This window comes from Devosia sp. YIM 151766 (assembly GCF_030285925.1).
Lineage (GTDB): Bacteria > Pseudomonadota > Alphaproteobacteria > Rhizobiales > Devosiaceae > Devosia.
Genome location: NZ_CP127251.1, coordinates 531560 through 553147, shown reverse-complemented (window position 1 = coordinate 553147; position 21588 = coordinate 531560). Strand labels below are relative to the sequence as shown.

The window sequence follows — 21588 nt, the reverse complement described above, 5'->3', positions numbered from 1 at the left end:
TTGGCGGCGCCGCCGCTTTCAGGCGAGGCGGGACAGGATGAAATCGCGCTCCTCGGCCAGGCCGGACCATTCATGGGTATGGTCGGCATCGAAGATCAGCGTATAGGGGCCTTCATAGCCCGCCTCCTCGGCGGCGGCGACGCAGAGGCCGTAATCGGCCTCGTCCATCCGTCCGCCTTTGAAATCGGCCTTGGCGTGGCAGAGCTCGGCGCGGGAGAAAATGGATTTGAGGCCGGCATATTTGTCCGGGCCGGTCCAATTGCCGAAATCGGCAAGCAGGCCCACCTGGCCATCGAGGCGGTCGAGCAGCCTGTGCACCGCCTCCGGCGTCGCCAGCAGGTCGAACCAGTTCTCGGTGACGAGACGCAGCGGTGCGCCGGCATTGGCCGACAGCAAGTGGCGGAAGCCCTGCACGGAGCGATCCAGGTTTTCGGCGGTGAAGGGCTGCTTGCCGGCAATGATGCGGGCATTCTCGGCGCCCAGTTCGTTGGCCACCTCCAGCCAGCCGGCGATCCAGCGCGTATCGCGGGCGCCATCGAGCGGATCGCTCATATCGCCGGCATCGATGAGCAGGGTTTGCAGCGTGACGCCGGCAACCTGAAGCTGGTCGCGCAATTCGCCGAGATAGACCGGATCGCGGCTGCGCAGGTGGAAGGAGACGATTTCCAGCCGGCGATAGCCGTGATTGGCCAGGATGGAGGGCAGGCCGAGCAGCGATTCCTCGCCTTCGCCATAAGTGTCCTCACCATCGCTCACCGCGTCGGTGGTGAGGTCATGGGGATAGGTGGCGCCCAGAAGACGGTGCAGCGACCAGGTGGATATTGCGATGCGGCTCTGGGGATCGGCCATGGGACACTCCTCTTTGTGGTGAGGATTTCACGCTCCCGTGGCCAGAGCAAGTCGCAGGCGAGGATGTTTCGGGCCGATGGGGCCGGTCAGTCCACCCTGCCCCGGGCCACGACAGCGAGGGTTTCCACCAATTCGCCGTTGCGCACCAGATTGACGCGATCGAAGAGATTGGTCACCGGGCAGCAATGATTGGGGATGATGCGGATGGTCTCGCCGATCCCGGGCTTGCGGGCGCAATCCGACAGGTCGAGCGTGCCGTGTTCCTCGCTGAGGCGGGCGATCCGGGCCTCGGGATATTCGACGACATGGCCGTGGCCGACAAGGCCGAGCAGATCGCTGGTCAGCGCCTTGGTGCCGGCATCGATGATGGCGCGGTTTTCCGTGGGGCGCGAAACCACCGTGGCCAGGACGGTCAGGGCACAATCGTCATAGGAGGCGGCACCGGCGGCGACCTGCGAACGGTCCATATAGATATAGGTGCCGGGGCGGTATTCGGTGGCGATGGCAGCCGCGTCCTGCATGTGCCACATGTCGGGCGTGCCGCCGGTGGTGATCGCCGGGACGGCAATGCCCCCGGCCTCGAACAGGGTTTTGGCCTCGGACAGCCATTGGGCGGCCTGCCGGTATTTGCCGGCGGCGGGATAGGTCATGAGCCCGGCGAATTCGAGACCCGGCGCCGCCATGATCGTCCGCGCCAATTCGAGCGCCGCTGCCGGCGACTGCACCCCGCAGCGGCCCATGCCGGTGTCGCATTCGACGAAAACGCCGAGCGTGCGGGCCGGATCGGTGAACGTCCCGGCCAGGCCGGCAACGCATTCGGTACTATCGGCGACGACGCGGATGGTGACGCGGTCGTGCAGGGCCCGCAACCGGGCGAGCTTGGCGGCGCCGATGATATTGAAGGTCAGCAACAGGTCAGTGAGGCCGGCATCGGCCATGACCTCCGCCTCGCCCAGTTTCTGCACGGTGATGCCGATGGCGCCGAGCTCCACCTGCCGCCTGGCGAAGAAGGGCAGCTTGTGGGTCTTGATATGCGGGCGCAGTTTGAGACCGGCTTGGTCGGCGGCCTGCTGGGCCTTGTGCAGATTGGCCTCCGCCCGATCGAGGTCGATCAGAATGGCGGGCGTATCGATTTCGTTGAAGCGGGTCATTTGGCCCTCAAAACCTCGTTGACGAAGCGCAGATTGCCGGCGGTGAGGCCGGCATCCACCGGAACGGTGGCGCCGGTAATGCCGGAGGCGGCATCGGACGCCAGGAATAGCGCAGCATGCGCCACTTCCTCGGGGCCGACCATGCGGCCCAAAGGATAATGCGGCAGCACCTTGTCGAGCAATCGCGGATCGGCCGCGAGGCGGTGATCCCAGGCCGGCGTGCGAACCGAGCCCGGCGCCACCACATTGGCCCGCACGCCCTGGCCGCCGCGTTCGACCGCGATGGCCCTGGCATAGGCGATGAGGCCCGCCTTGGCGGCGGAATAGGCCGGATTGCCCAAATGCTGGAGGGCGTTGACCGAGGAAATGAAGACCACATTGCCCGCGCCGCGCGCGGCCATCGCCGCGATGACAGGATCGACCAGGGCATAGGCGCCATTGAGATTGATGGCCATTTCGCTGGCCCAGATATCGTCGTCGAGCTGGTCGAGATGCTCGGCGCGGGTGAAGCCGGCATTGGCAATGAGGGCATCGGGCGCGCCATGCGCGGCAAGGTCGGCGGCAATGGCGGCGCGGGTGGATTTGGCGTCTTCCTGGTCGAACAGGATGGTTCTGACCACCGGCAGGCCGACAAGCATGGTGGAGTCGCGGTCGGCGCCGATGACGCTCGCACCGGCCCGATGGAAGGTTTCCACCAGGACCCGGCCAATGCCGCCGCCGGCGCCGGAAATGAGGACGGTCCTGCCATCGAGGCGGAAGGGATTTGTCATCAGCTTATCCTGCTACCAGAGCATTCTAGACCTCTCCTTTGACAAGCTCAGGATGAGGTCTAGAAAAATTCAGCTTACGGCCCCTTATAGGCCACGCAGTCGATCTCGACCTTGCAATCCACCATCATATGGCTCTGGACGCAGGCGCGGGCCGGCGGATGGTCGCCGAAATAGCTTTTATAGACGGCGTTGAAGCTCCAGAAATCGCGCGGATCATCGAGCCAGACGCCGCAGCGCACCACGTGTTCCAGCCCGTAGCCGGCCTCTTCGAGAATGGCGGTGAGGTTCTTGATGGTGAGATGAGTCTGCTCGACAATGCCGGCGCCGACGATCTCGCCATCCTTCATCGCCACCTGACCGGAGACATGGAGCCAGCCGCCAGCCTCGACGGCGCGGGCGAAAGGCAGGTTCTGGCCCCCGGCGCCGGCTTTATCGGCACCATAGCGTTTAATAGACATTGAATCCTCTCATTTTGAAACTGAGTTTCTTCTGATAGCCCGCTTCGGCGACGAAATCGAGGATCGATACAAAAACCATGAGGTGGAATGTAAATTTGTTACGCGGTTGCCGATGCGCCATGGTATAGCATCCACAAGCGCGCTCATTTGCCTCAGCCCGGATTCCAGCCTTGCGAGTCTTCACCGCCGCCCTCGCGACCGAGACCAATACGTTTTCCCCGATTGCCATCGACAAGCGGGCATTCGAGGCGTCCCTTCATGCCAAGCCCGGCCAGCATCCGGCAACCCCGACCTTGTGCACCGCGCCGATCATTATCGGCCGCGAGGTGTGCGCGCGCGAAGGCTGGACGCTGATAGAGGGGAGCGCCAGCTGGGCCGATCCGGCCGGACTGGTGGCGCGGTCGACCTATGAGGAATTGCGCGACGAGATCATCGGCCAGTTGCAAGCAGCCATGCCGGTGGACGCCGTGGTGCTGGGACTGCATGGCGCCATGGTGGCGCAGGGCTATGACGATCCCGAGGGCGATCTGCTGAGCCGCATCCGCGTCATTGTCGGGCCCGACATTCTGGTCTGCGCCGAACTGGACCCGCATAGCCATCTCACCGCCAAGCGGGCAGCGGCAGCGGATTTCTTCGTCTATTTCAAGGATTTTCCTCACATCGATTTCGTCGACCGCGCCCGCGATCTCTGGGCCATCGCGGTGCGGACGCTGAAGGGCGAGATCAGGCCGGTGATGAGCATTTTCGATTGCCGGATGATCGATGTGTTTCCCACCTCGAAGCAGCCGATGCGCGGTTTCGTCGACAAGCTGATGCGGCTGGAGCAATCCGAACCGGGCCTGCTGTCGCTGTCGGTAGTGCATGGCTTCATGGCTGGCGACGTGCCGGAAATGGGCACCAAAATGGTGGCAGTGACCGATAGTCAGCCGGAAATGGGTGCGGCTCTCGCCGAAAGGCTCGGGCGCGAATTGTTCGCCATGCGCGGCACGTTCATGGTGAGCCAGGTGGACGAAAAAACCGCCGTGCAGGCGGCGATGGCCGCGCCGCGCGGGCCGGTGGTGATCGCCGATATGTGGGACAATCCCGGCGGCGGCACGGCCGGCGACGCCACCGTGCTGCTGGCCGAGCTGATCCGGCGTGGCGCGAAAAACGTGGCGGTCGGCACGATCTGGGACCCGATCGCGGTGCAAATCTGTTTCGCGGCGGGAGAAGGGGCGGAAATTCCGCTGCGCTTCGGCGCCAAATCGGCCCCGTTCACCGGCGATCCGATCGACAAGCGGGTCATCGTCAGGGGCCTGAAAGAGAATGCCGAAATGCGGTTCGGCGAAAGCCTCGCCCCGTTCGGGGACGCGGCATGGGTGCATTTCGACGGGATCGACGTGATCCTCAATTCCACCCGGGCGCAGAGCTTCGATCCCAGCCTGTTCTCGGTGATGGGGATCGACCCGACCAGCCGCCAGATCCTGCTGATCAAGTCGACCAATCATTTCTACGATTCTTTCTCGCGGATCGCCTCGGAGATCATCTATTGCTCGGCGGGGCAGCCCTATCCGAACCGGCCCGCGGAAACAGAGTATCGCAAGGCGCGGCGCGATATCTGGCCGATGGTCGACGATCCCTGGGCCTAACGGCGCAATTTCTGAAAGAACCCGATCAGCAGCGCCTCGGAGCGGGCGGCGGAGAGGCCGCCGACCACTTCGGGCCGGTGATGGCAGCTGGGCTGGTCGAACAGGCGAATGCCGTTTTCGACGGCGCCGGCCTTGACGTCCTCGGCGGCGAAGTAGACGCGCCGCAGGCGGGCATGGGCGATGGCCCCGGCGCACATGGCGCAGGGTTCGAGCGTGACATAGAGATCGCAACCATCCAGCCGTCCGCTGCCGCGCGCCGCCAGGGCAGCGCGGATGGCCAGCATCTCGGCATGGGCGGTCGGGTCGCCCAGAGCCTGCATGCGATTGCGTTCGGCGGCGAGTACGCGATTTCCTTCCACGATCACCGCACCGATGGGGGCTTCGCCATGGGCCGCCGCTTCCTCGGCGAGGCGCAGGGCGAGGTCCATGGGTTTGTCGCTGGTTTCGGTCATGGCGGGAACGGGGCGTAATCGTCGGGGTCGATGGCGCGCTTGAGGGCTTCGAGCTGGTCGCGGGTCCAGCCGGGCGGCTGGGTCACCTCATACCAGGCGTCGATATAGTCATGCGGCGAATAGACGTGTCCATAGCCGACCGGCGCGGTCTGCGACAGGGCGGTATCGAGCGCCAATTGCAGGAAGGTGACCATCGGATACCAGTTGAGCGCGGGAGAGACATCGGGCCCGCGCGGCGTATCGAACCATTGAGGGCGCTGCCAATCGGCGGTGAAGGAAAAGAAGACGATGGGATCGCTGGCATATTGCAGGAAGACGATCCGCATCGGTCCCCAGGGCACATCGTCCCAAGTCGCGGTCCCGGACTGGTTCATGAAGCGAATGGCCGAGGAATTGCCGAAACGCGGCAGCCAATAGGGCGTGTCGGGCTGGCGGCTGTCGGTAACCCGGCTCCAGATGCTGCTCGAAAAGGGCGGTCCGGCCCAGAGCGCGCCATCGAAGGGATCGCCGAGCACGTCATAGACGGTGGTGGAATTCTGCGAGGCGAGGGCGCCGAGGCTGAGGCCATAGAGGTAAAGACGCGGGCGGCTTTCGGGCGGCAGGCCGGTCCAGTGGGCATAGACGACATCGAACAGCGCCCGGGCGGTTTCGGTGCCATATTCGGGCTGAACCAGCAGCGACAAGGCGCTGGTGAGATAGGAATATTGCATGGCCACGCTGGCCACGTCACCGCCATGCAGCATTTCGAGCGTGTCGATGCCGGCGCGGTCGACCCAGCCGGTGCCCACCGGCATGATCAGCACCAGCACCGAGCGCTCGAAGGCGCCGATGCGCAGCAATTCGTCCAGGGCCAATTGCGCGCGCGCTTCCACATTGGGAGCCGAGCGCAGACCGACATAGGTGCGCAATGGCTCGATGGCCGGCTTGCCGGTCACGGCGGCAATTCGCTCGGCATCGGGCCCCGACTGGACATAGATGCGGGAATCCTTGCCGATCGTGTCCCAATCGATCAGCGATTGGGCGCTGCCGGTTTGCGACCATTCGGCGGGCGGTGCGTCCTGGGTGGAGACGAGCGCGTCGAGCCGCTCGTAAAAGGCATCGGCGGCGCGCAGAGCGGTGCGCCAGAACAGGTTGTTGACCAGCACGGCGCCGACAATGACCACCAGCGCCGTCGCCAGAACCAGGGCGGCGCGGCGCGGCAAATGTCGCGCCAGCCAGTCCCACACCAGCCGGATCAGCATGACCAGAAGCCGGCCGACGACGACCAATGAAGCCGCGACCGGCAGCGCCACGCCGGCAATGATCAGCGGCTGCGAATGATCCACGGGCGGCAGCAGCATCACGGCGCGCACCGAATTCTGCCAGGTATTGGCATAGCCCAGCGCCATCAGCACCAGCGCCAGGCCGACAAAAGCGACGACCATGCCCATCGCCCGGGTCACCCGTCCCGGCGGCACCCTGAGCCCCAGAAAGCCCCAGAGCCAATGGACGAGATTGCCCGCACCATAGCCGACGGCAAAGCAGCAGCCGGACAGAATGCCCTGCACGCTCTCGGTGCGCGGCAGCAGCGATGGCGTCAGCGACAGGGTGAAGAATAAAGAGCCCAGCAACAGGCCGGGCATGGAGAAATGCTGGGCCAGCCCATCCCAAAAGGCATTGGCGCGGCGGGTCCATCGCATCGATCGTGGGGATTGGGGACGATTCATGGTTTCTAGGTGGACCCCTCGGGTGCCGCGGTCAATTGGATATGCGGCGATTGCCGGGCATCGGCCTGGGCACAAGCGGCCAAAGCGGGTCGGAATGCGCCCTGCCCTGCCCTATATTGGCGGCGTTAGGAGAATCGCCCTTGCCCATTCGCCAGCTTCCCGAAGACCTGATCAACCGTATCGCCGCCGGCGAAGTGGTGGAGCGGCCGGCCAGCGTGGTCAAGGAATTGGTGGAAAACTCCATCGATGCCGGTGCCCGCCGCATCGTCATCAATACAGCCAATGGCGGCATGGACCTGATCCGCATCACCGATGACGGCCATGGCATGGATCGGGACGATCTGCTGCTCGCGGTGGAGCGGCACGCCACATCCAAGCTCTCGGCCGACGAATTGGACGATATCAGAACGCTGGGCTTTCGTGGCGAGGCGCTGGCCTCCATCGGCTCGGTGGCGCGGCTGTCGATAGCGTCGCGCACCGCCGAGGCGGCGAGCGGGCTGGTACTCGTCGTCGACAATGGCAGCCGCACCGGCCCGATGCCGCAGGCCATGAACCGGGGCACGATCATCGAGGTGCGGGATATTTTCGCGCAGGTGCCCGCCCGGCGCAAATTCCTCAAGGGCGTGCGGGCCGAGAGTTCGGCGATCACCGACGTGGTCAAGCGCCTGGCCATGGCCAATCCCGAAGTGCATTTCGTGCTGGAAGGCAGCGACCGCAGCGGCTCGAACTGGCCCGCCGTCAGCGGCGAGGGGGCGCTGGCGGCGAGGCTGGGCCAGGTCATGGGCGCCGATTTCGTGGAAAACGCCGCTCCCCTCGCCATGGCGCGGCACGGCGTCGTCGTTGCCGGCATGGCGGGCCTGCCCACCTATACCCGCGCCAATTCGCTGAGCCAGTTCTATTTCGTCAATGGCCGCTCGGTGCGCGACAAGGTGCTGGTCGGGGCGGTGCGGGCAGCCTATGCCGATTACACGTTCCGCGACCGCTTTCCGGTGGTGGCGCTTTATCTCGCCATCGATCCGGCCGAGGTGGATGTCAATGTGCACCCGGCCAAGGCGGAATTGCGGTTTCGCGATCCGGGCGCGGTGCGCGGGGCGGTGATCAAGGCCATCGGCATGGCCCTGACGGCGGCCGGCTTCAAGGCGTCGAGCAGCGTGGCCGACGATATTCTGGGCGCCTTTGCCGCCCCGGAAATGGCGGCGGCGGCAATGGCTCCTGCCGGCGCGGCGGCGTCCCATCGCCCGGCCGGCTTCGGCTGGCGGGACGATCGAGCCCCGCTCAATCACGACGAGGCACCGGGGCGGCTCTCCGGCTTCACCGAACCCAGCGGCCGTGTCGACGCCATGGAGGCGGGGCCGGAACTGGGCGAATATCCGCTGGGCGCGGCGCGGGCGCAGATGTTCGACAATTACATCATCGCCCAGAGCGACAAGGGCCTGTTGCTGGTGGATCAGCATGCCGCCCATGAGCGGCTGGTCTATGAGCGCTTCAAGGCGCAGATGGCGTCGGGACCGGTGGCGAGCCAGGCGCAGCTCATTCCGGTCATCGTCGAATTGCCGGAGGAAGATTGCGGGAGGCTGGAAGAAGCGGCGCCGGAACTGGAAAGGTTCGGGCTCTATCTCGACCGCTTCGGCCCCCGCGCCATCGCCGTGCGCGAGACGCCGGCCCTATTGGGCAATCCCGACATTGCCGGCCTGGTCCGCGATCTCGCCGATGGCCTGGCCGAATGGGGCAGCGCGGCGGCCTTGACCGACCGCATGGAGGCGATCATTGCCCGCATGGCCTGCCATGGCTCGGTGCGGTCGGGGCGGCGGCTGCGGGTGGACGAGATGAACGCCCTGCTGCGCGACATGGAGGCCACGCCGCATTCGGGCCAGTGCATCCATGGGCGGCCGACCTATGTGGAACTGAAAAAGAGCGATATCGAGAGGCTGTTCGGGAGAAGCAGATGACCTCCGGCATTCATCATGTCACGCTGATCACCGGCGATGTGCAGGCCAATGTCGATTTCTATGTCGGCTTTCTCGGACTGCGGCTGGTCAAGCGCACCGGCGGCTATGAAGATGCGCGGCAATTGCACCTGTTCTATGGCGATTATGCCGCGACCCCGGGCTCGCTGGTCACGTTCCTCGTCTGGCAGGGCGGCTCGGCCGGACAGGCGGGCGCCGGTCAGGCCAGCGAATTGGCGCTGGCCATCGCGCCGGGCTCCATCGGCTATTGGCTGGAGCGGGCGCTGAAACATCAGGTCAAGATCGAGGATGCCGGCCAGGAATTCGGCGAGACGATGCTGCGGCTGCGCGATCCGGACAATATAGTGATCAAGCTGGTCAGCGCCGATCTGCCGGCGCTGGACATGCCCGAGGGCGATATCCCCGCTAAACACGCGATCCGGCGCATTCGCGGCGTGACGCTGCTTTCGGACGTCCAGGAAGAAACCACGGCTTTCCTCGCCCGCTATTTCGGCTTCCGCATGGGCGCGGCCGAAGGCAAGGTGCAGCGGCTGGTTTCCGATATCGGCGATGTCCTGGACGTGCGCGATGCCGCCGGTTTCTGGCCCGGCGCACCCGGCACCGGCATTGTCGACCACGTGGCGCTGCGCGCCAGGAATGCGGCCGAGATCGAGGCGGTGGAAGCGGAGCTGCGCCAACGCAATTCCAGTGTCACCAATCTGCATGACCGCAATTACTTCGCCTCGCTCTATGTGCGCGAACCGGGCAATGTGCTGATCGAAATGGCCAGCGACGGTCCCGGCTTCACGCTTGACGAGACCCTGGACCAGTTGGGGACGACGCTGTTCGTGCCCCCGGACACGCCGGACCCGGATGCGATCAAGGTGATGTTGCCGCAATTCGGCTTGCCCGGCGAGGAACGGGTGGTCTATCGCGACCTGATCTACAAACACCGCTTCTTCACCCCGGAGCGGCCCGATGGCACGAGCATCGCGCTGCTGCACGGCACCGGCGGCAACGAAACCGATCTCATGCCATTGGCCCACCGGGCGGCGCCGAATGCCACCCTCCTCGGCCTGCGCGGGCGCAGCACCGAAAGCGGCGTACAGCGCTGGTTTCGCGGTTTCGGACCCTCGATCTTCGACCAGCAGGATATCCGTTTCGAATCCCGGGCGCTGGAAGCCTTTTTCGAGGAGGCCATTAGCGCCTATCGGCTGGACAGGGACCGGTTGGCGGCACTGGGCTATTCCAATGGCGCCAATCTACTGGGCGCAGCGCTGCTGCTGCATCCGGGCTTTGTGCGCCGCGCCGTGCTGCTGCGTCCGGTCATGGTTCTGGACGAGACGCCGGAAGCCGATCTCGCCGGAACATCCATTCTTATCGTACTGGGCGAGAGCGACGCCTTTCGCGCTCAGGGCGAAAGGCTGGCCGCGGCGTTGAGCGCTGCCGGCGCCGAGGTTGAGACGAAAATCCTGGCCGCCGGACACGCCCTCATCGACGAGGATGCGCCCGCCATGGCCGAATGGCTGGCTCAGGGACCGTCCCCGAGCGCGCTATGAGGCCGCTTCGCGAAGCTTGGCGAGATAGGGCGCCTGGAAAATGCACATTCGCAACGCGTTGCGATAGGCGCCGTTGACGAAGAATTCGTCGACCAGTTCGCCTTCCACCTGAAAGCCGAGCTTTTCATAGATATGAATGGCCCGGGCATTGTCCTTGTCGACGATCAGATAAAGCTTGTGCAGGTTCAACACGCTGAAGCCGTAATCCATGGCCGCCGCCGCGGCGCGGGAGGCCAGGCCCTTGCCCTCATGGTCGGGGGCAATGATGATCTGGAACTCGGCGCGCCGGTGCACGTGGTTGATTTCGACCAGTTCGACCAGCCCGACACTGTCGCCATCCAGCTGGATGACGAAGCGGCGCTCGCTCTGATCGTGGATATGCTCCTCGTATAGCGTGCTCAACTCGGCGAAGGTTTCGAAGGGCTCTTCGAACCAGTAGCGCATCACGCTGGCATTGTTGTCGAGCTGATGGACGAAGTGCAGGTCCTCGCGTTCCAGCGGGCGCAGGCGGACTACGTTCGATGCGGACATGGCGATCTCCGATCAGCCGAAAACACTGGCGCCGCGATCCGCCACGCCGACAAGGCTGCGGAAACCGGCAAAGAGCTCGCGGCCCATGCCCGAATGCTGGGAGCGCAGATCTTCGGTGGCGGGCGTGCGGGAGAAGAATTCCTTTTCGTCGCCAAGGAAGGTCAGCGTGCCCTCATTGGCGTCGAGCCGGATCATGTCGCCATCGCGGATCTTGCTGATCGGACCGCCATCGACCGCTTCGGGGGTCATGTGGATGGCCGCGGGCACCTTGCCCGAGGCTCCCGACATGCGGCCATCGGTGAGCAGCGCCACCTTGAAGCCGCGATCCTGAAGGATGCCGAGCGAAGGGGTGAGCTTGTGCAATTCCGGCATGCCGAGGGCGCGCGGACCGGAGAAGCGGACGACCGCGATCATGTCACCGGTCAATTCACCGGCCTTGAACGCGGCCTGCAAGCCTTCCTGGCCATGAAAGACCCGGGCCGGCGCCTCGATCACCCGATGTTCGGGCTTGACGGCGGAGACCTTGATGACCGAGCGGCCGAGATTGCCGTCGAGCAGCTTGAGGCCGCCCGTCTGCTGGAACGGCGCCTTGACGCCGGTCAGCACTTTAGGCAGGGCGCTTTCATCGGGCGAGGGTTCGAAGGTCAGTTGCTCGTCGATCAGCTTGGCCTCGACGGTATAGCCGGACAGGCCCGTGCCCCAGACGGTTTTCACATCCTCGTGGAGATAGCCGCCCTCCAGCAATTCCTTGATAAGATAGCCCATGCCGCCGGCGGCATGGAAATGGTTCACATCGGCGACGCCATTGGGATAGACGCGCGCCAGGAGCGGAGTGGCGTCGGACAGGTCGCTCATATCGTCCCAGGTGATCTGGATGCCGGCGGCGGCGGCCATGGCGATGAGGTGCATGGTGTGGTTGGTGGAACCGCCGGTGGCGTGCAGGCCGACCAGGCCGTTGACGATGGCCTTTTCATCGAGGATGTGGCCGATCGGGGTGTAATTATTGCCTTCCTTGGTCAGCGACAGGGCCCGGCGGGTCGCTTCCCGGGTCAGCGCATCGCGCAGGGGCGTGCCGGGATTGACGAAGCTGGCGCCGGGCAGGTGCAGACCCATGATTTCCATGAGCATCTGATTGGAATTGGCGGTGCCGTAGAAGGTGCAGGTGCCGGCCGAATGGTAGGACTTGCTTTCGGCTTCGAGCAATTCGGCGCGGCCGACCTTGCCTTCCATATAGAGCTGGCGAACCTTGCTCTTTTCGTCATTGGGCAGGCCGGAGGGCATGGGGCCGGCGGGCACAAAGACGGCCGGCAGATGTCCAAAGCTCAGGGCGCCGATGACGAGGCCGGGGACGATCTTGTCGCAAATGCCCAGATACACCCCGGCGTCGAACATATTGTGGCTGAGCGCGATGGCGGTGGACATGGCGATGACGTCGCGGGAGAACAGCGACAGGTCCATGCCCGGCTGGCCCTGGGTGACGCCGTCGCACATGGCGGGCACGCCGCCGGCGACCTGCGCCGTGGCGCCGATCTCGCGGGCCGCCTGCTTGATGATGTCGGGATAGAATTGATAGGGCTGATGGGCGCTCAGCATATCGTTATAGCTGGTGACGATGCCCAGATTGAGCGTCTTGTTGCCGGCCAAAGCCGCCTTTTCGGACGGCGAACAGGCGGCGAAGCCATGGGCGAGGTTACCGCAGGACAGCGCGCCGCGATAAACGCCTCGCTCCTTGGCGGCTTCGATCCGGTCGAGGTAATCGCGTCTGGTGTCGCGGCTGCGCGCGGCAATGCGGTCGGTCACGTCCTGGATGGCCTGACGGACATTCATGGCAAGTCTCCATTGCTCGCAAGGGCGCGCCAGAAGAGGGCCGCTGGCGCGGTTTATCCTTGCATCAAAACCGGCAATCCGTCAGCGGCCAGGGCGGTCGATTGGGGACCGCCCCAGGAGCCTCATGGACACCAGTAAACAGAAATCGGCGCGCCGGACCGCAGCACGGCGCGGATCGGCATATCCTCCACCGGCCCGTCGCCCAAAGCCGCGTCGAGCACATCGGCCTTTTCGCCGCCTTCGATGTGAAGGTAGAGGCCATCGGTTTCGAGCAGGCGCGGCAGGGTGAAGGTGACGCGCGGTTCGCCGGCGCCGGGGGCGCGGATGGCCAAGGTCGGACCATCGGCGGTCAGCGCCTCGCTCAGCGTGTCGCCGCCGGGGAAGAAACTGGCGGTGTGCCCGTCATTGCCCATGCCGAGAATGACGGCGGCGAACGGCTTGGGCAATTCGGCCATCAGCGCGTTGGTCTTGGCTATGGCGTCCGGGGTGGGCTCGTCGCCGCCCGAATAGAGCGGAAAGAACCGCGCCGAGGCAGCAGGGCCTTGCAGCATCTTTTCATTGACGAGGCCGGCATTGGAGCGGTCGCTGGTTTCATCGACCCAGCGCTCGTCCACCAATGTCACCACCACCTTGTCCCAATCGATGTCCCTGGTCTTGCCCAGGGCCTGGAAGAACTTTCCGGGGGTGGAGCCGCCGCTGACGGCGATGGCGGCCGCGCCGCGCTGGGCAATCGCGGCGCGGATGCGGTCGGCGACGGACTCGGCCAGTTCGGTGGCGAGAGTGGGCTTGTCGGCGAAGCTGCGACGGTCAATGGTCATCTAATTGTTTCCTTCATACCAGGTGCGGCCGTCGCGCTCGATCAGCGCCACGGCGCCGCTTGGACCCCAGGTGCCGGCCGTATAGGTCTGAGGCGGCTCGGAGGCGCGGTTCCACGCCTCGCGGATCGGGTCGACCCATTGCCAGGCGGCTTCCAGCTCGTCGCGGCGCATGAACAGGGCCTGACTGCCACGGATCACGTCCATCAGCAGGCGCTCATAGGCTTCGGGCGTGCGTTCGGTGAACGTCTCGGCGAAGGAGAGGTTCAGCGGCACTTCGCGCAAACGCATGCCGCCGGGGCCGGGATCCTTGATCATCATCATCAGCTTGACGCCCTCATCGGGCTGCAGGCGGATGATGAGCTTGTTGGGCTTGGGCGCGCCTTCTGCATGATCGAAGATCGAGTGCGGAATGGGCTTGAACTGGATGCAGATTTCCGAGACGCGCTCGGCCATGCGCTTGCCGGTGCGCAGATAGAAGGGCACGCCGGCCCAGCGCCAATTGTCGATATGCACCTTGAGCGCCACAAAGGTTTCGGTGCGGCTGCCCTTCTTGTCCTCGGGCAATTCATCCTGGTAGGAGGCGACCGAGGCGGTTTCCGACTTGACGCCGCGATATTGGCCGCGCACGGTTTCCTTGCCGACTTCGCCATTGGCGATGGAGCGCAGGGCGCGGAGAACCTTGAGCTTCTCGTCGCGCAGGGCATTGGCGTCGTCATTGGCGGGCGGTTCCATGGCCACAAGGCAGAGCAATTGCAGCATGTGGTTCTGGATCATGTCGCGGAGCGCGCCGCTCTCGTCGTAATAGCCGCGCGTGCCGGCGCCGACGCTTTCGGCCACGGTCAATTGCACATGGTCGATATGAGCGGAATTCCATACCGGCTCGAACAAAGTATTGGCGAAGCGCAGCGCCAGCAGGTTCTGCACCGTCTCTTTGCCGAGATAATGGTCGATGCGATAGACCTGATCTTCCTTGAAGATCTTGGCGACGCCATCGTTGATTTCCTGCGAGGATGCCAGATCGTGGCCGAGCGGCTTTTCGATCACCACCCGGGCATCGCGGCGATAGAGCTTCTTGGCGTGGAGATATTCGGCAATGGGTTCGAACAGGTCCGGCGCCACCGCGAGATAAAAGGCGCGGACGATTTTAGGATCGTCGCGCAGGGCGGCGCCGAGATCGCCGGATGAATCGGGCTTGCTGGCATCAACCGGCACATAGGTGCAGATCGCGACGAAGCGCTCGATAGTCTCGGGATCCTGATATTGCTTGTCGACGAATTGCTCCAGCGCCTCGCGCACCAATTGCTGGAATTCGGCTTCGCTCAGCTTCGAACGCGACGCGCCGATGAAGCGGCTCTGCTCGTCGAACTGCCCGTCCATGAAGCGGTGATAGAGCGCCGGCACCAGCTTGCGTTTCGTCAGATCGCCGGTGGCGCCGAACACCACATAGTCGAAAGGCTGGACGGGAATGATGCGGCTGGACAAATGAGAGGCCCTTTAGTTCGAGGCGAAATTCTGCCGCGCGAGAATGATCGCGCCATGCAGGGGTTCGTATTTGGGCAGGGCAACGAAAGTGCCGTAAAGCTGCTGGAGGTTCGGGAACAGCCTCTGACCGAGCCCGCCCACGATCGCCATGACGGAGGCGCCATGGCTTTTGAACCAATTCACATAATTGTCGACATGGCCCAATTCAATGTCGAGCATCTTGCGGGCAACCGGATCGCCCTGTTCGAGATATTCGAACCAGAGCGGCATCAGCCGGCCGAATTCGCCGGGGGCGCGGCCGACCAGCGCATCGTCGCAGCCTTCGGTGCCGTCGCGGCTAAGCAGCTTCAGATCGAGATCGGTGGCAAAGGACCAGGTCATCGCCGCCTGGTTGTTGCCGCCCAAAGCCGCGATCACCGCCTTGGTGAGCGGAGAGGCTTCCACCAGCCCATCCTCGGCCTCGACGGCGTAGCGGGCCAGTTCCCGGCCCAGAATGGCTCCCGACATCTGATCGCCGATATGGAAGCCCCAGCCGCCGGCCTGATAGCGCCTGCCGCCGACGATGGACATGGCGGCCGAGCCGGTGCCGATGATCACCACGCCGCCCTCTTCGCCGCCCAGGGCGCCGGCATGGGCGATATCGATGTCGTCATAAACCTTGACGCCGGCAAAGGGCCAGCGGCGCGCGGCAAAATCATCGCGGGCCGAATCCATGCGCCCGCCGGCCATGCCGAAACAGGCAAAGGTATTGGCGGCTTCGGCATAATCGATGCCGGCGGCCTCGAAAACATCGCGGGCGCCGTCGCTGATAGCCTTATATGCCGGGTCTCCCCCATCGATCTGGAGATTGGAGCGGCCGTTTTTCACCTCGGCCAGCGTCTCAAGACGCTCATTGGCGAGTCGCACGCGGCAATTGGTGCCGCCACCATCGACGCCAAGGTAATATCGCGGCACGAACGGCTTCTCCATGGATCGGGGGAAGGACGCAAAAGGCAGGACGCTGCGGCCGATCCCAAACTAGGGGGTCAATTCGGCGCGGACCATAATGCCAAAGAGGTTAAGACGAAAGTAGCATATGGCAGAAATCGTTCGATATCGGCGCGGTGCGCGCCCGGCCGCCGACAAAGAAGCCGCAAGGGGGAACGGCTTGCAGCGGCTTGCCGTTGGAGCCAAGGTTACAAACAGCAATCAGTCGCCGCGGACCGGCATGGGGTTGGATGATGACACGACATTGCCTGATTTTGGGCGGCGCGCGCTCGGGCAAAACGGCCTTTGCCGAAAAGGTGGCGCTGCATTCAGGCGCGCGGGCGGCCTATCTGGCCACGGCCGATATCCTGGACGGCGAGATGCGGGAGCGGGTGTCCAGCCATCAGGTCTCGCGCGGCAATCGCTTCACCACTATCGAGGAGCCGCTGGAATTGTCCCACGCCATCCTCAAGGCCGGCGCGACGCATGACGTGGTATTGGTCGATTGCCTGACGCTGTGGCTCACCAATCTGCTGATCGCCAATGAAGACGTCGCCACCGCAGTGGGCGAGCTTTGCGCCACGCTGATGGAATTCCGCCAGGCCAAGATCATCCTGGTGTCCAATGAGGTCGGGCTCGGCATCGTGCCGGACAATGCCATGGCCCGCACTTTTCGCGACTTGGCCGGCTCGACCCACCAGCGGTTGGCCGAGGTCTGCGAGGATGTCTATTTCATCGCCGCAGGCTTGCCGCTGACCATGAAGGGCGAGGCCCCTGCCGAGACGGCGTAAGAATCTCAACGGGGCGATAAGCCGCTGCTAATGCCAGCCAAGCAGGAGCATGATGGCGAGCGCGGCGCTCACCGTCAGCAATACGTCCAGCGTACGGCGATAGAGCAATAGAGCGAGCATGATGTCGCTGGCGCCGAGCGCCAGCTTGCCGGTGCCGAAGGCCGGGAGGTCGATGACTTCGCCGTCATAGGCGCGGGGACCGCCGAGCTGGAAGCCGAGCGCCCCGGCAAAGGCGGCTTCGGGCCAGCCGGCATTGGGCGATTCGTGCTTTCCCGCATCGCGCCGGGCGGTGGCCCAGGCGCGGCTGGGGCTGGCGCCGGGGGTGAAGAAACAGGCAATGGTGACGAGAACCGCCGAGAACCGCGCCGGCAGCCAATTGAGCACATCGTCGAGCTTCGCAGCGGCCCAGCCATAATCGCGATAGCGCTCGTTGCGATGGCCGATCATGGAATCGGCGGTATTGACAGCCTTGTAGAGCGCGATGCCGGGCAGGCCGAACAGCACGAGGAAGAACCAGGGCGCGACGACGCCGTCCGAGGTGCTTTCGGCCAATGTCTCCACGGCGGCGCGGGCGACGCCGGCTTCATCCAGGGCCTGAGGATCGCGACCGACGACATGACTGACCGCCTCGCGCCCGGCGGCCAAGGACTGACGGAGTGCTTCGGAAACGGCATTGACGGCCCGACCCAGTTCTTTCTGGGCCAAAAAAGCGGTGGCCAGCAGCATTTCGACGAACCAGCCCAAAGGCAGCCAGGACAAAATCGTGCGGATGCCGACAGTGACGATCAGCACCGAAAGCAGCAAGAGGCCCAGGGCGACGACACCCGCCAGCTTGCGTTGCCAAGCAGTGCGTTTTTCAGTGTTCAGTCGAGTCTCGCAAAAGCCGATCAGCTTGCCGAACCAGATGACGGGGTGGCCGACCGTGTCGGTCAACTTCTGCGGATAGCCGAGACGGCGTTCCACGGCGAGCGCCAGCGGCGCGATCAGCGATTCCATGACTCAAACCTCCACTTGCGTGGCGAGAGCCAGCAATTTGTCGATATCGAGATGTTTTTCAAGATGGGCGGCCAAGCCATCCAGGGCGGTTTCAATGCCGGCTTCATAGGCGAGGTCGGCGCTGGCGGCATGGCCGAGAAAGGCGCGCCGGAACCCATCGGCGGCAAAAAGCCCATGCAGATAGGTGCCCATGACCCGCCCATCGGCGCCGACCGCGCCTTCCGGTTCATGCCCCACCCGGGCGAAGGGCCGCGCCCGGTCGGGGCCTTGGGTGACGCCCATATGCATGTGGTAGCCCGTCAGGGCTTCGCCGCTCGCGACATGAATGGCGGTTTCGGTGCGCAAGTGCTTGGTCGGGGCGAGCACGGTGTCCACATCGAGCAGGCCCAGCCCCGCGCTGGTGCCCGGCTGCCCCTCGATGCCGTCCGGGTCGGCTATGGTGCGGCCCAGCATCTGATAGCCGCCGCAAATGCCCAGGACCATCCCGCCGGCGCGGTGATGAGCGAGGATGTCGATATCCCAGCCATTGGCGCGCAGGGCGGCGAGATCGGCTCGCGTGGCCTTGGAGCCGGGCAAAAGCACGAGGTCGGCATGACGCGGTATGGGATCGCCGGGCTGCACCAGGGTCAGGGTGACGCCGGGTTCGGCGCGGAGCGGATCGAGATCGTCGAAATTGGCGATACGCGGCAGGCGCGGCACGGCGATGTGGAAACTGCCCTGCCCGCCCGAATAGGTTTCGAGCGCCAGGGCATCCTCGGCGGGTAAGCTGGCGGCGGCGGCAAAATGTGGGACCGGGCCGAAACAGGGCAGGCCGGTGCGGCGCTCGAGAAAGGCCTTGCCGCTTTCGAACAAAGCCGGATCGCCGAAGAATTTGTTGATGAGGCTGGCGCGGATAAGCGCCGCATCATCCGGATCGACAACCGCCAAAGTGCCGACGATCGAGGCGATGACGCCGCCGCGATGAATGTCGCCGATCAGGATCACCGGCACAGTGGCGGCGCGGGCAAAGCCGAAATTGGCGATGTCGCCCGGCCGGAGATTGACTTCGGAGGCGCTGCCGGCGCCTTCGACCAGCAGGTAATCGGCATTGCGGGCCAGGTCATGGAAGGCAGCGAGCACTTCGGGCAGCAATTGGGCCCGGTCGGTCCAATATTGCCGGGCGGACAGGCTGGCGCGCCGTTGGCCGCGCACCACGACTTGCGAGCCGGTTTCGCCCTCGGGCTTGAGCAGGACCGGGTTCATGGCGGTGAGCGGCGGACGGCGCGCGGCGCGGGCCTGCAGCGCCTGGGCCCGGCCGATCTCGCCGCCATCTTCGGTGACGGCGGCATTATTGCTCATGTTCTGCGGCTTGAAGGGGGCGACGGACAGTCCGCGATTGCTGAGGACGCGGCACAGCCCGGCGACGATCAGCGACTTGCCCACATCCGAGCCGGTGCCCATGAACATCAATGCCTTGGCCATGGGTCCTCCTGCCATTCGGGCCTAGCCCATGGCTTTTTACCTCAATTCGAGACGACGGCAATGACATGGGCGTAAGAGCCCATAACGCGGCCGAGCACGGCGCCCATGGGCAATTGCCGCACATTTTCGGCATCCAGCGCCTCAAAGAGCGGCGGCAGGCCGGATTGCTTGGCCGAGGAATAGTGAAATTCGTGACCGTTCAAGCCCGGCGGCCAGGGCAAGGGGCTGTCATGCAGCAAGCGTCGGTAACCGAGAACGCGTTTGGGCCGGTCCATCCGGGTGATGGTGGGCAAGAGGCCGGCCATGGCGTGGCTGGTGCCATGCTGGTCAAGCAGGGCGTCGCCCAGGACCATGAAGCCGCCGCATTCGCCATAGATCAGCGCGTTCCGGTCGCGGGCGGCAATCAGAGCCGATTTGAAGCCGGTCGCAGCGGCGAGGCTGGCGCCATGGAGTTCGGGATAGCCGCCGGGCAGGAAGACGGCGTCGGCATCGGGCGCCGGGCCTTCATCGGCCAGCGGTGAAAAGAAGCTGAGTTCGGCGCCGGCAGCGCGCCAACCCTCCAGCAGGTGCCGGTAAAGAAAGGCGAAAGCCGCGTCGCGGGCAATGGCGATGCGTTGACCGAGCGGTGGCAGGGCACGCGGCTCCGCCTCCGGCGGGGGGACCGGCCTCGCCAGGCGCTCAAAAGCGGCAAGATCGATGAAGTCACCGATGCTTTCGGCCGCCATATCCAGGAAATTCTGAAATTCTGAAATCTCGTTCGGCAGGACCAGGCCGAGATGCCGCTCGGGGATCAGCAGTTCCTGACGCCGGGGAATGGCGCCGAGCAGCGGTAGGCCTGTAGCCCTGAGCGCTGCGACCAGCATGCGCTCGTGCCGGGCGGAGGCGACGCGGTTGAGGATGATGCCGGACACCTGCACATTGCTGCGCCAATTGGCAAAACCGGCAACGAGAGGCGCGACCGATTGACTCTGCTTGTCGGCATCGACGACGAGAACCACCGGCAGGTCAAGATTTTCCGCCAGATCGGCGGTGGAGCCATGGCCATCGGCGGCGGCATCGAACAGGCCCATCACACCTTCGACGAGGAGCAGGTCGGCGCCGGCGGCATGCTGGGCCGCCAGGGCCCGATTCTGATCCGCTTGCATGGCCCAGGGGTCGAGATTGATCGCCTCGCGCCCGGCGGCCTGACCGAGAAACACCGGGTCGATGAAATCCGGCCCGGTCTTGGCGGGCGCAACGGCCAGGCCCCGGCGGCGCAGGGCGGCCAAGAGGCCGAGCGTCACCAGCGTCTTGCCGGAACCGGAGCGCGGCGCGGCGATAATCAGTCCCTTAGCCAAAGCTGTGTTTCCGAACTTCGTCGACATACCAGTCGAGATTGTGCCGATAGCGGGATACCGGCCCGAGCACGACGATGGCGGGCGTCGGGATATCGGTCAGGCCGGACGCGGCGCCGAGGCTCGTTTCGACGACGACCTGCCGGGGGCTGGCGGCGTGGGAAACCACGGTCAGCGCTTCATCCGGCATCCGGCCGGCATCGAGCAGGCGATGGGCGATGGCCGGGAGATGCTTCACCGCCATGAACATGACGATCACCGGCGCCGCCCTGGCAATGGCGGGCCAATCGACCGCGCCGGGAACCGCGCCGGATTCGTCGTGGCCGGTCAGGAAAATCACGGCGTGATTGGTGTCGCGGTGGGTGACCGGCAGGCCGGCATAGGCCAGGCCGCCAAGGCCGGAGGAGATGCCGGGAACGATGCGGAACGGCACCCCCGCCCGCGCCAGCTCGCCCGCTTCTTCGCCGCCGCGGCCGAACATGAAGGGGTCGCCGCCCTTGAGGCGCAATACGCGCTTGCCCTGGCGGGCCAGGTCGATGAGGCGGATGGTGATATCGGCCTGTTTGGGAGACGGCTTGCCGCCGCGCTTGCCGGCATGTACCCGTTCGACATGCGGCGGGGCCAATGCCAGGATATCGGGCGAAACCAGCGCATCGTGGACGATGACATCGGCTTGTCCCAGCGCATGATAGCCCAGAAGGGTGAGCAGGCCGGGGCCGCCCGGCCCCGCCCCGACCAGCCAGACCGAGCCCGGCATGAAGGGCGGAAAGTCCGCATGAGCCAGATGGGCGAAATGCGTGTCAGCCATGGGCGGCTCCCGCCACTTGAGCGGCGCGCGCCGGCGAGGCACATTGGCGCAAATT

At 65.0% G+C, this 21588-nt stretch carries 19 protein-coding genes; 4 read left to right on the top strand and 15 right to left on the bottom strand.

Going from position 1 to position 21588, the window contains the following annotated elements:
* Positions 1–18 precede the first annotated feature (18 nt).
* The 4 genes from O9Z70_RS02650 to O9Z70_RS02635 form a co-directional block, all read right to left on the bottom strand.
* Positions 19–849 carry a sugar phosphate isomerase/epimerase family protein gene (locus tag O9Z70_RS02650; RefSeq protein ID WP_286020951.1) on the bottom strand — a complete coding sequence of 277 codons (831 nt, stop codon included), beginning with the start codon at positions 847–849 and terminating at the stop codon, positions 19–21.
* Between the two features lie 86 nt (positions 850–935).
* The gene (locus O9Z70_RS02645) at positions 936–2000 is read right to left on the bottom strand and encodes a D-TA family PLP-dependent enzyme (RefSeq protein ID WP_286020950.1); all 1065 of its coding nucleotides are present in this window, start codon (positions 1998–2000) and stop codon (positions 936–938) included.
* Entirely contained in the window at positions 1997–2770 is a 774-nt protein-coding gene (locus tag O9Z70_RS02640; protein ID WP_286020949.1) for an SDR family oxidoreductase, read from the bottom strand. Before O9Z70_RS02640 ends, O9Z70_RS02645 begins: the two co-directional genes overlap by 4 nt.
* A gap of 74 nt (positions 2771–2844) precedes the next feature.
* On the bottom strand, positions 2845–3228 hold the full coding sequence (locus tag O9Z70_RS02635) for a RidA family protein (RefSeq protein WP_286020948.1): 384 nt from the start codon (positions 3226–3228) through the stop codon (positions 2845–2847).
* A 170-nt stretch (positions 3229–3398) separates the two neighbouring features.
* Here O9Z70_RS02635 and O9Z70_RS02630 point away from each other — a divergent pair, with 170 nt between their 5' ends.
* Complete coding sequence (locus O9Z70_RS02630; protein WP_286020947.1) at positions 3399–4856, top strand: M81 family metallopeptidase; 1458 nt, start codon at positions 3399–3401, stop codon at positions 4854–4856.
* Here O9Z70_RS02630 and O9Z70_RS02625 read toward each other — a convergent pair.
* Positions 4853–5308 carry a nucleoside deaminase gene (locus O9Z70_RS02625; protein ID WP_286020946.1) on the bottom strand — a complete coding sequence of 152 codons (456 nt, stop codon included), beginning with the start codon at positions 5306–5308 and terminating at the stop codon, positions 4853–4855. The genes O9Z70_RS02630 and O9Z70_RS02625 overlap by 4 nt on opposite strands.
* On the bottom strand, positions 5305–6987 hold the full coding sequence (locus O9Z70_RS02620) for an alpha/beta hydrolase (protein WP_286020945.1): 1683 nt from the start codon (positions 6985–6987) through the stop codon (positions 5305–5307). The genes O9Z70_RS02625 and O9Z70_RS02620 overlap by 4 nt, the downstream gene beginning before the upstream one ends.
* A 167-nt stretch (positions 6988–7154) precedes the next feature.
* Here O9Z70_RS02620 and mutL point away from each other — a divergent pair, with 167 nt between their 5' ends.
* A complete protein-coding gene (gene mutL / locus O9Z70_RS02615) occupies positions 7155–8963 on the top strand; it encodes a DNA mismatch repair endonuclease MutL (protein WP_286020944.1) in 1809 nt (602 codons plus the stop codon).
* On the top strand, positions 8960–10519 hold the full coding sequence (locus O9Z70_RS02610; protein WP_286020943.1) for a VOC family protein: 1560 nt from the start codon (positions 8960–8962) through the stop codon (positions 10517–10519). Before mutL ends, O9Z70_RS02610 begins: the two co-directional genes overlap by 4 nt.
* Here O9Z70_RS02610 and speG read toward each other — a convergent pair.
* The 5 genes from speG to O9Z70_RS02585 form a co-directional block, all read right to left on the bottom strand.
* Entirely contained in the window at positions 10514–11050 is a 537-nt protein-coding gene (gene speG, locus O9Z70_RS02605; RefSeq protein ID WP_286020942.1) for a spermidine N1-acetyltransferase, read from the bottom strand. The two genes, O9Z70_RS02610 and speG, sit on opposite strands and share 6 nt — an antisense overlap.
* Positions 11051–11062: 12 nt before the next feature.
* Positions 11063–12877 (bottom strand): phosphogluconate dehydratase, encoded by a 1815-nt coding sequence (gene edd, locus O9Z70_RS02600; protein ID WP_286020941.1) that lies wholly within the window; start codon positions 12875–12877, stop codon positions 11063–11065.
* A 122-nt stretch (positions 12878–12999) separates the two neighbouring features.
* On the bottom strand, positions 13000–13695 hold the full coding sequence (pgl, locus tag O9Z70_RS02595) for a 6-phosphogluconolactonase (protein WP_286020940.1): 696 nt from the start codon (positions 13693–13695) through the stop codon (positions 13000–13002).
* Positions 13696–15177: a glucose-6-phosphate dehydrogenase gene (gene zwf, locus O9Z70_RS02590; protein ID WP_286020939.1), complete on the bottom strand. Its 1482-nt coding sequence runs from the start codon at positions 15175–15177 to the stop codon at positions 13696–13698.
* Between the two features lie 12 nt (positions 15178–15189).
* On the bottom strand, positions 15190–16131 hold the full coding sequence (locus tag O9Z70_RS02585; protein WP_286020938.1) for a glucosamine kinase nucleotide-binding domain-containing protein: 942 nt from the start codon (positions 16129–16131) through the stop codon (positions 15190–15192).
* Positions 16132–16397: 266 nt separating this feature from the next.
* Here O9Z70_RS02585 and cobU point away from each other — a divergent pair, with 266 nt between their 5' ends.
* Positions 16398–16934 carry a bifunctional adenosylcobinamide kinase/adenosylcobinamide-phosphate guanylyltransferase gene (gene cobU / locus O9Z70_RS02580; protein WP_502870175.1) on the top strand — a complete coding sequence of 179 codons (537 nt, stop codon included), beginning with the start codon at positions 16398–16400 and terminating at the stop codon, positions 16932–16934.
* 27 nt (positions 16935–16961) lie between these two features.
* On the opposite strand, the gene cbiB is transcribed toward cobU, so the two are convergent.
* The 4 genes from cbiB to cobA are packed head-to-tail and all read right to left on the bottom strand — an operon-like array spanning position 16962 to position 21533.
* Positions 16962–17930, bottom strand: coding sequence for an adenosylcobinamide-phosphate synthase CbiB (cbiB, locus tag O9Z70_RS02575; RefSeq protein ID WP_286020936.1), 969 nt, complete (start codon positions 17928–17930; stop codon positions 16962–16964).
* Between the two features lie 3 nt (positions 17931–17933).
* Positions 17934–19391: a cobyric acid synthase gene (locus O9Z70_RS02570; RefSeq protein WP_286020935.1), complete on the bottom strand. Its 1458-nt coding sequence runs from the start codon at positions 19389–19391 to the stop codon at positions 17934–17936.
* Between the two features lie 41 nt (positions 19392–19432).
* Positions 19433–20728: a cobyrinic acid a,c-diamide synthase CobB gene (locus tag O9Z70_RS02565; RefSeq protein WP_353057809.1), complete on the bottom strand. Its 1296-nt coding sequence runs from the start codon at positions 20726–20728 to the stop codon at positions 19433–19435.
* Complete coding sequence (gene cobA / locus O9Z70_RS02560; RefSeq protein ID WP_286020933.1) at positions 20721–21533, bottom strand: uroporphyrinogen-III C-methyltransferase; 813 nt, start codon at positions 21531–21533, stop codon at positions 20721–20723. Before cobA ends, O9Z70_RS02565 begins: the two co-directional genes overlap by 8 nt.
* Between the last annotated feature and the right edge of the window lie 55 nt (positions 21534–21588).

Excerpts from the sequence above, each read along its gene's own strand:
- O9Z70_RS02650 (WP_286020951.1), bottom strand. The coding sequence starts at position 849 with ATGGCCGATCCCCAGAGCCGCATCGCAATATCCACCTGGTCGCTGCAC.
- O9Z70_RS02645 (WP_286020950.1), bottom strand. The coding sequence starts at position 2,000 with ATGACCCGCTTCAACGAAATCGATACGCCCGCCATTCTGATCGACCTC.
- O9Z70_RS02640 (WP_286020949.1), bottom strand. The coding sequence starts at position 2,770 with ATGACAAATCCCTTCCGCCTCGATGGCAGGACCGTCCTCATTTCCGGC.
- O9Z70_RS02635 (WP_286020948.1), bottom strand. The coding sequence starts at position 3,228 with ATGTCTATTAAACGCTATGGTGCCGATAAAGCCGGCGCCGGGGGCCAG.
- O9Z70_RS02625 (WP_286020946.1), bottom strand. The coding sequence starts at position 5,308 with ATGACCGAAACCAGCGACAAACCCATGGACCTCGCCCTGCGCCTCGCC.
- O9Z70_RS02620 (WP_286020945.1), bottom strand. The coding sequence starts at position 6,987 with ATGCGATGGACCCGCCGCGCCAATGCCTTTTGGGATGGGCTGGCCCAG.
- O9Z70_RS02610 (WP_286020943.1), top strand. The coding sequence starts at position 8,960 with ATGACCTCCGGCATTCATCATGTCACGCTGATCACCGGCGATGTGCAG.
- speG (WP_286020942.1), bottom strand. The coding sequence starts at position 11,050 with ATGTCCGCATCGAACGTAGTCCGCCTGCGCCCGCTGGAACGCGAGGAC.
- edd (WP_286020941.1), bottom strand. The coding sequence starts at position 12,877 with ATGAATGTCCGTCAGGCCATCCAGGACGTGACCGACCGCATTGCCGCG.
- pgl (WP_286020940.1), bottom strand. The coding sequence starts at position 13,695 with ATGACCATTGACCGTCGCAGCTTCGCCGACAAGCCCACTCTCGCCACC.
- cobU (WP_502870175.1), top strand. The coding sequence starts at position 16,398 with ATGACACGACATTGCCTGATTTTGGGCGGCGCGCGCTCGGGCAAAACG.
- cbiB (WP_286020936.1), bottom strand. The coding sequence starts at position 17,930 with ATGGAATCGCTGATCGCGCCGCTGGCGCTCGCCGTGGAACGCCGTCTC.
- O9Z70_RS02570 (WP_286020935.1), bottom strand. The coding sequence starts at position 19,391 with ATGGCCAAGGCATTGATGTTCATGGGCACCGGCTCGGATGTGGGCAAG.
- cobA (WP_286020933.1), bottom strand. The coding sequence starts at position 21,533 with ATGGCTGACACGCATTTCGCCCATCTGGCTCATGCGGACTTTCCGCCC.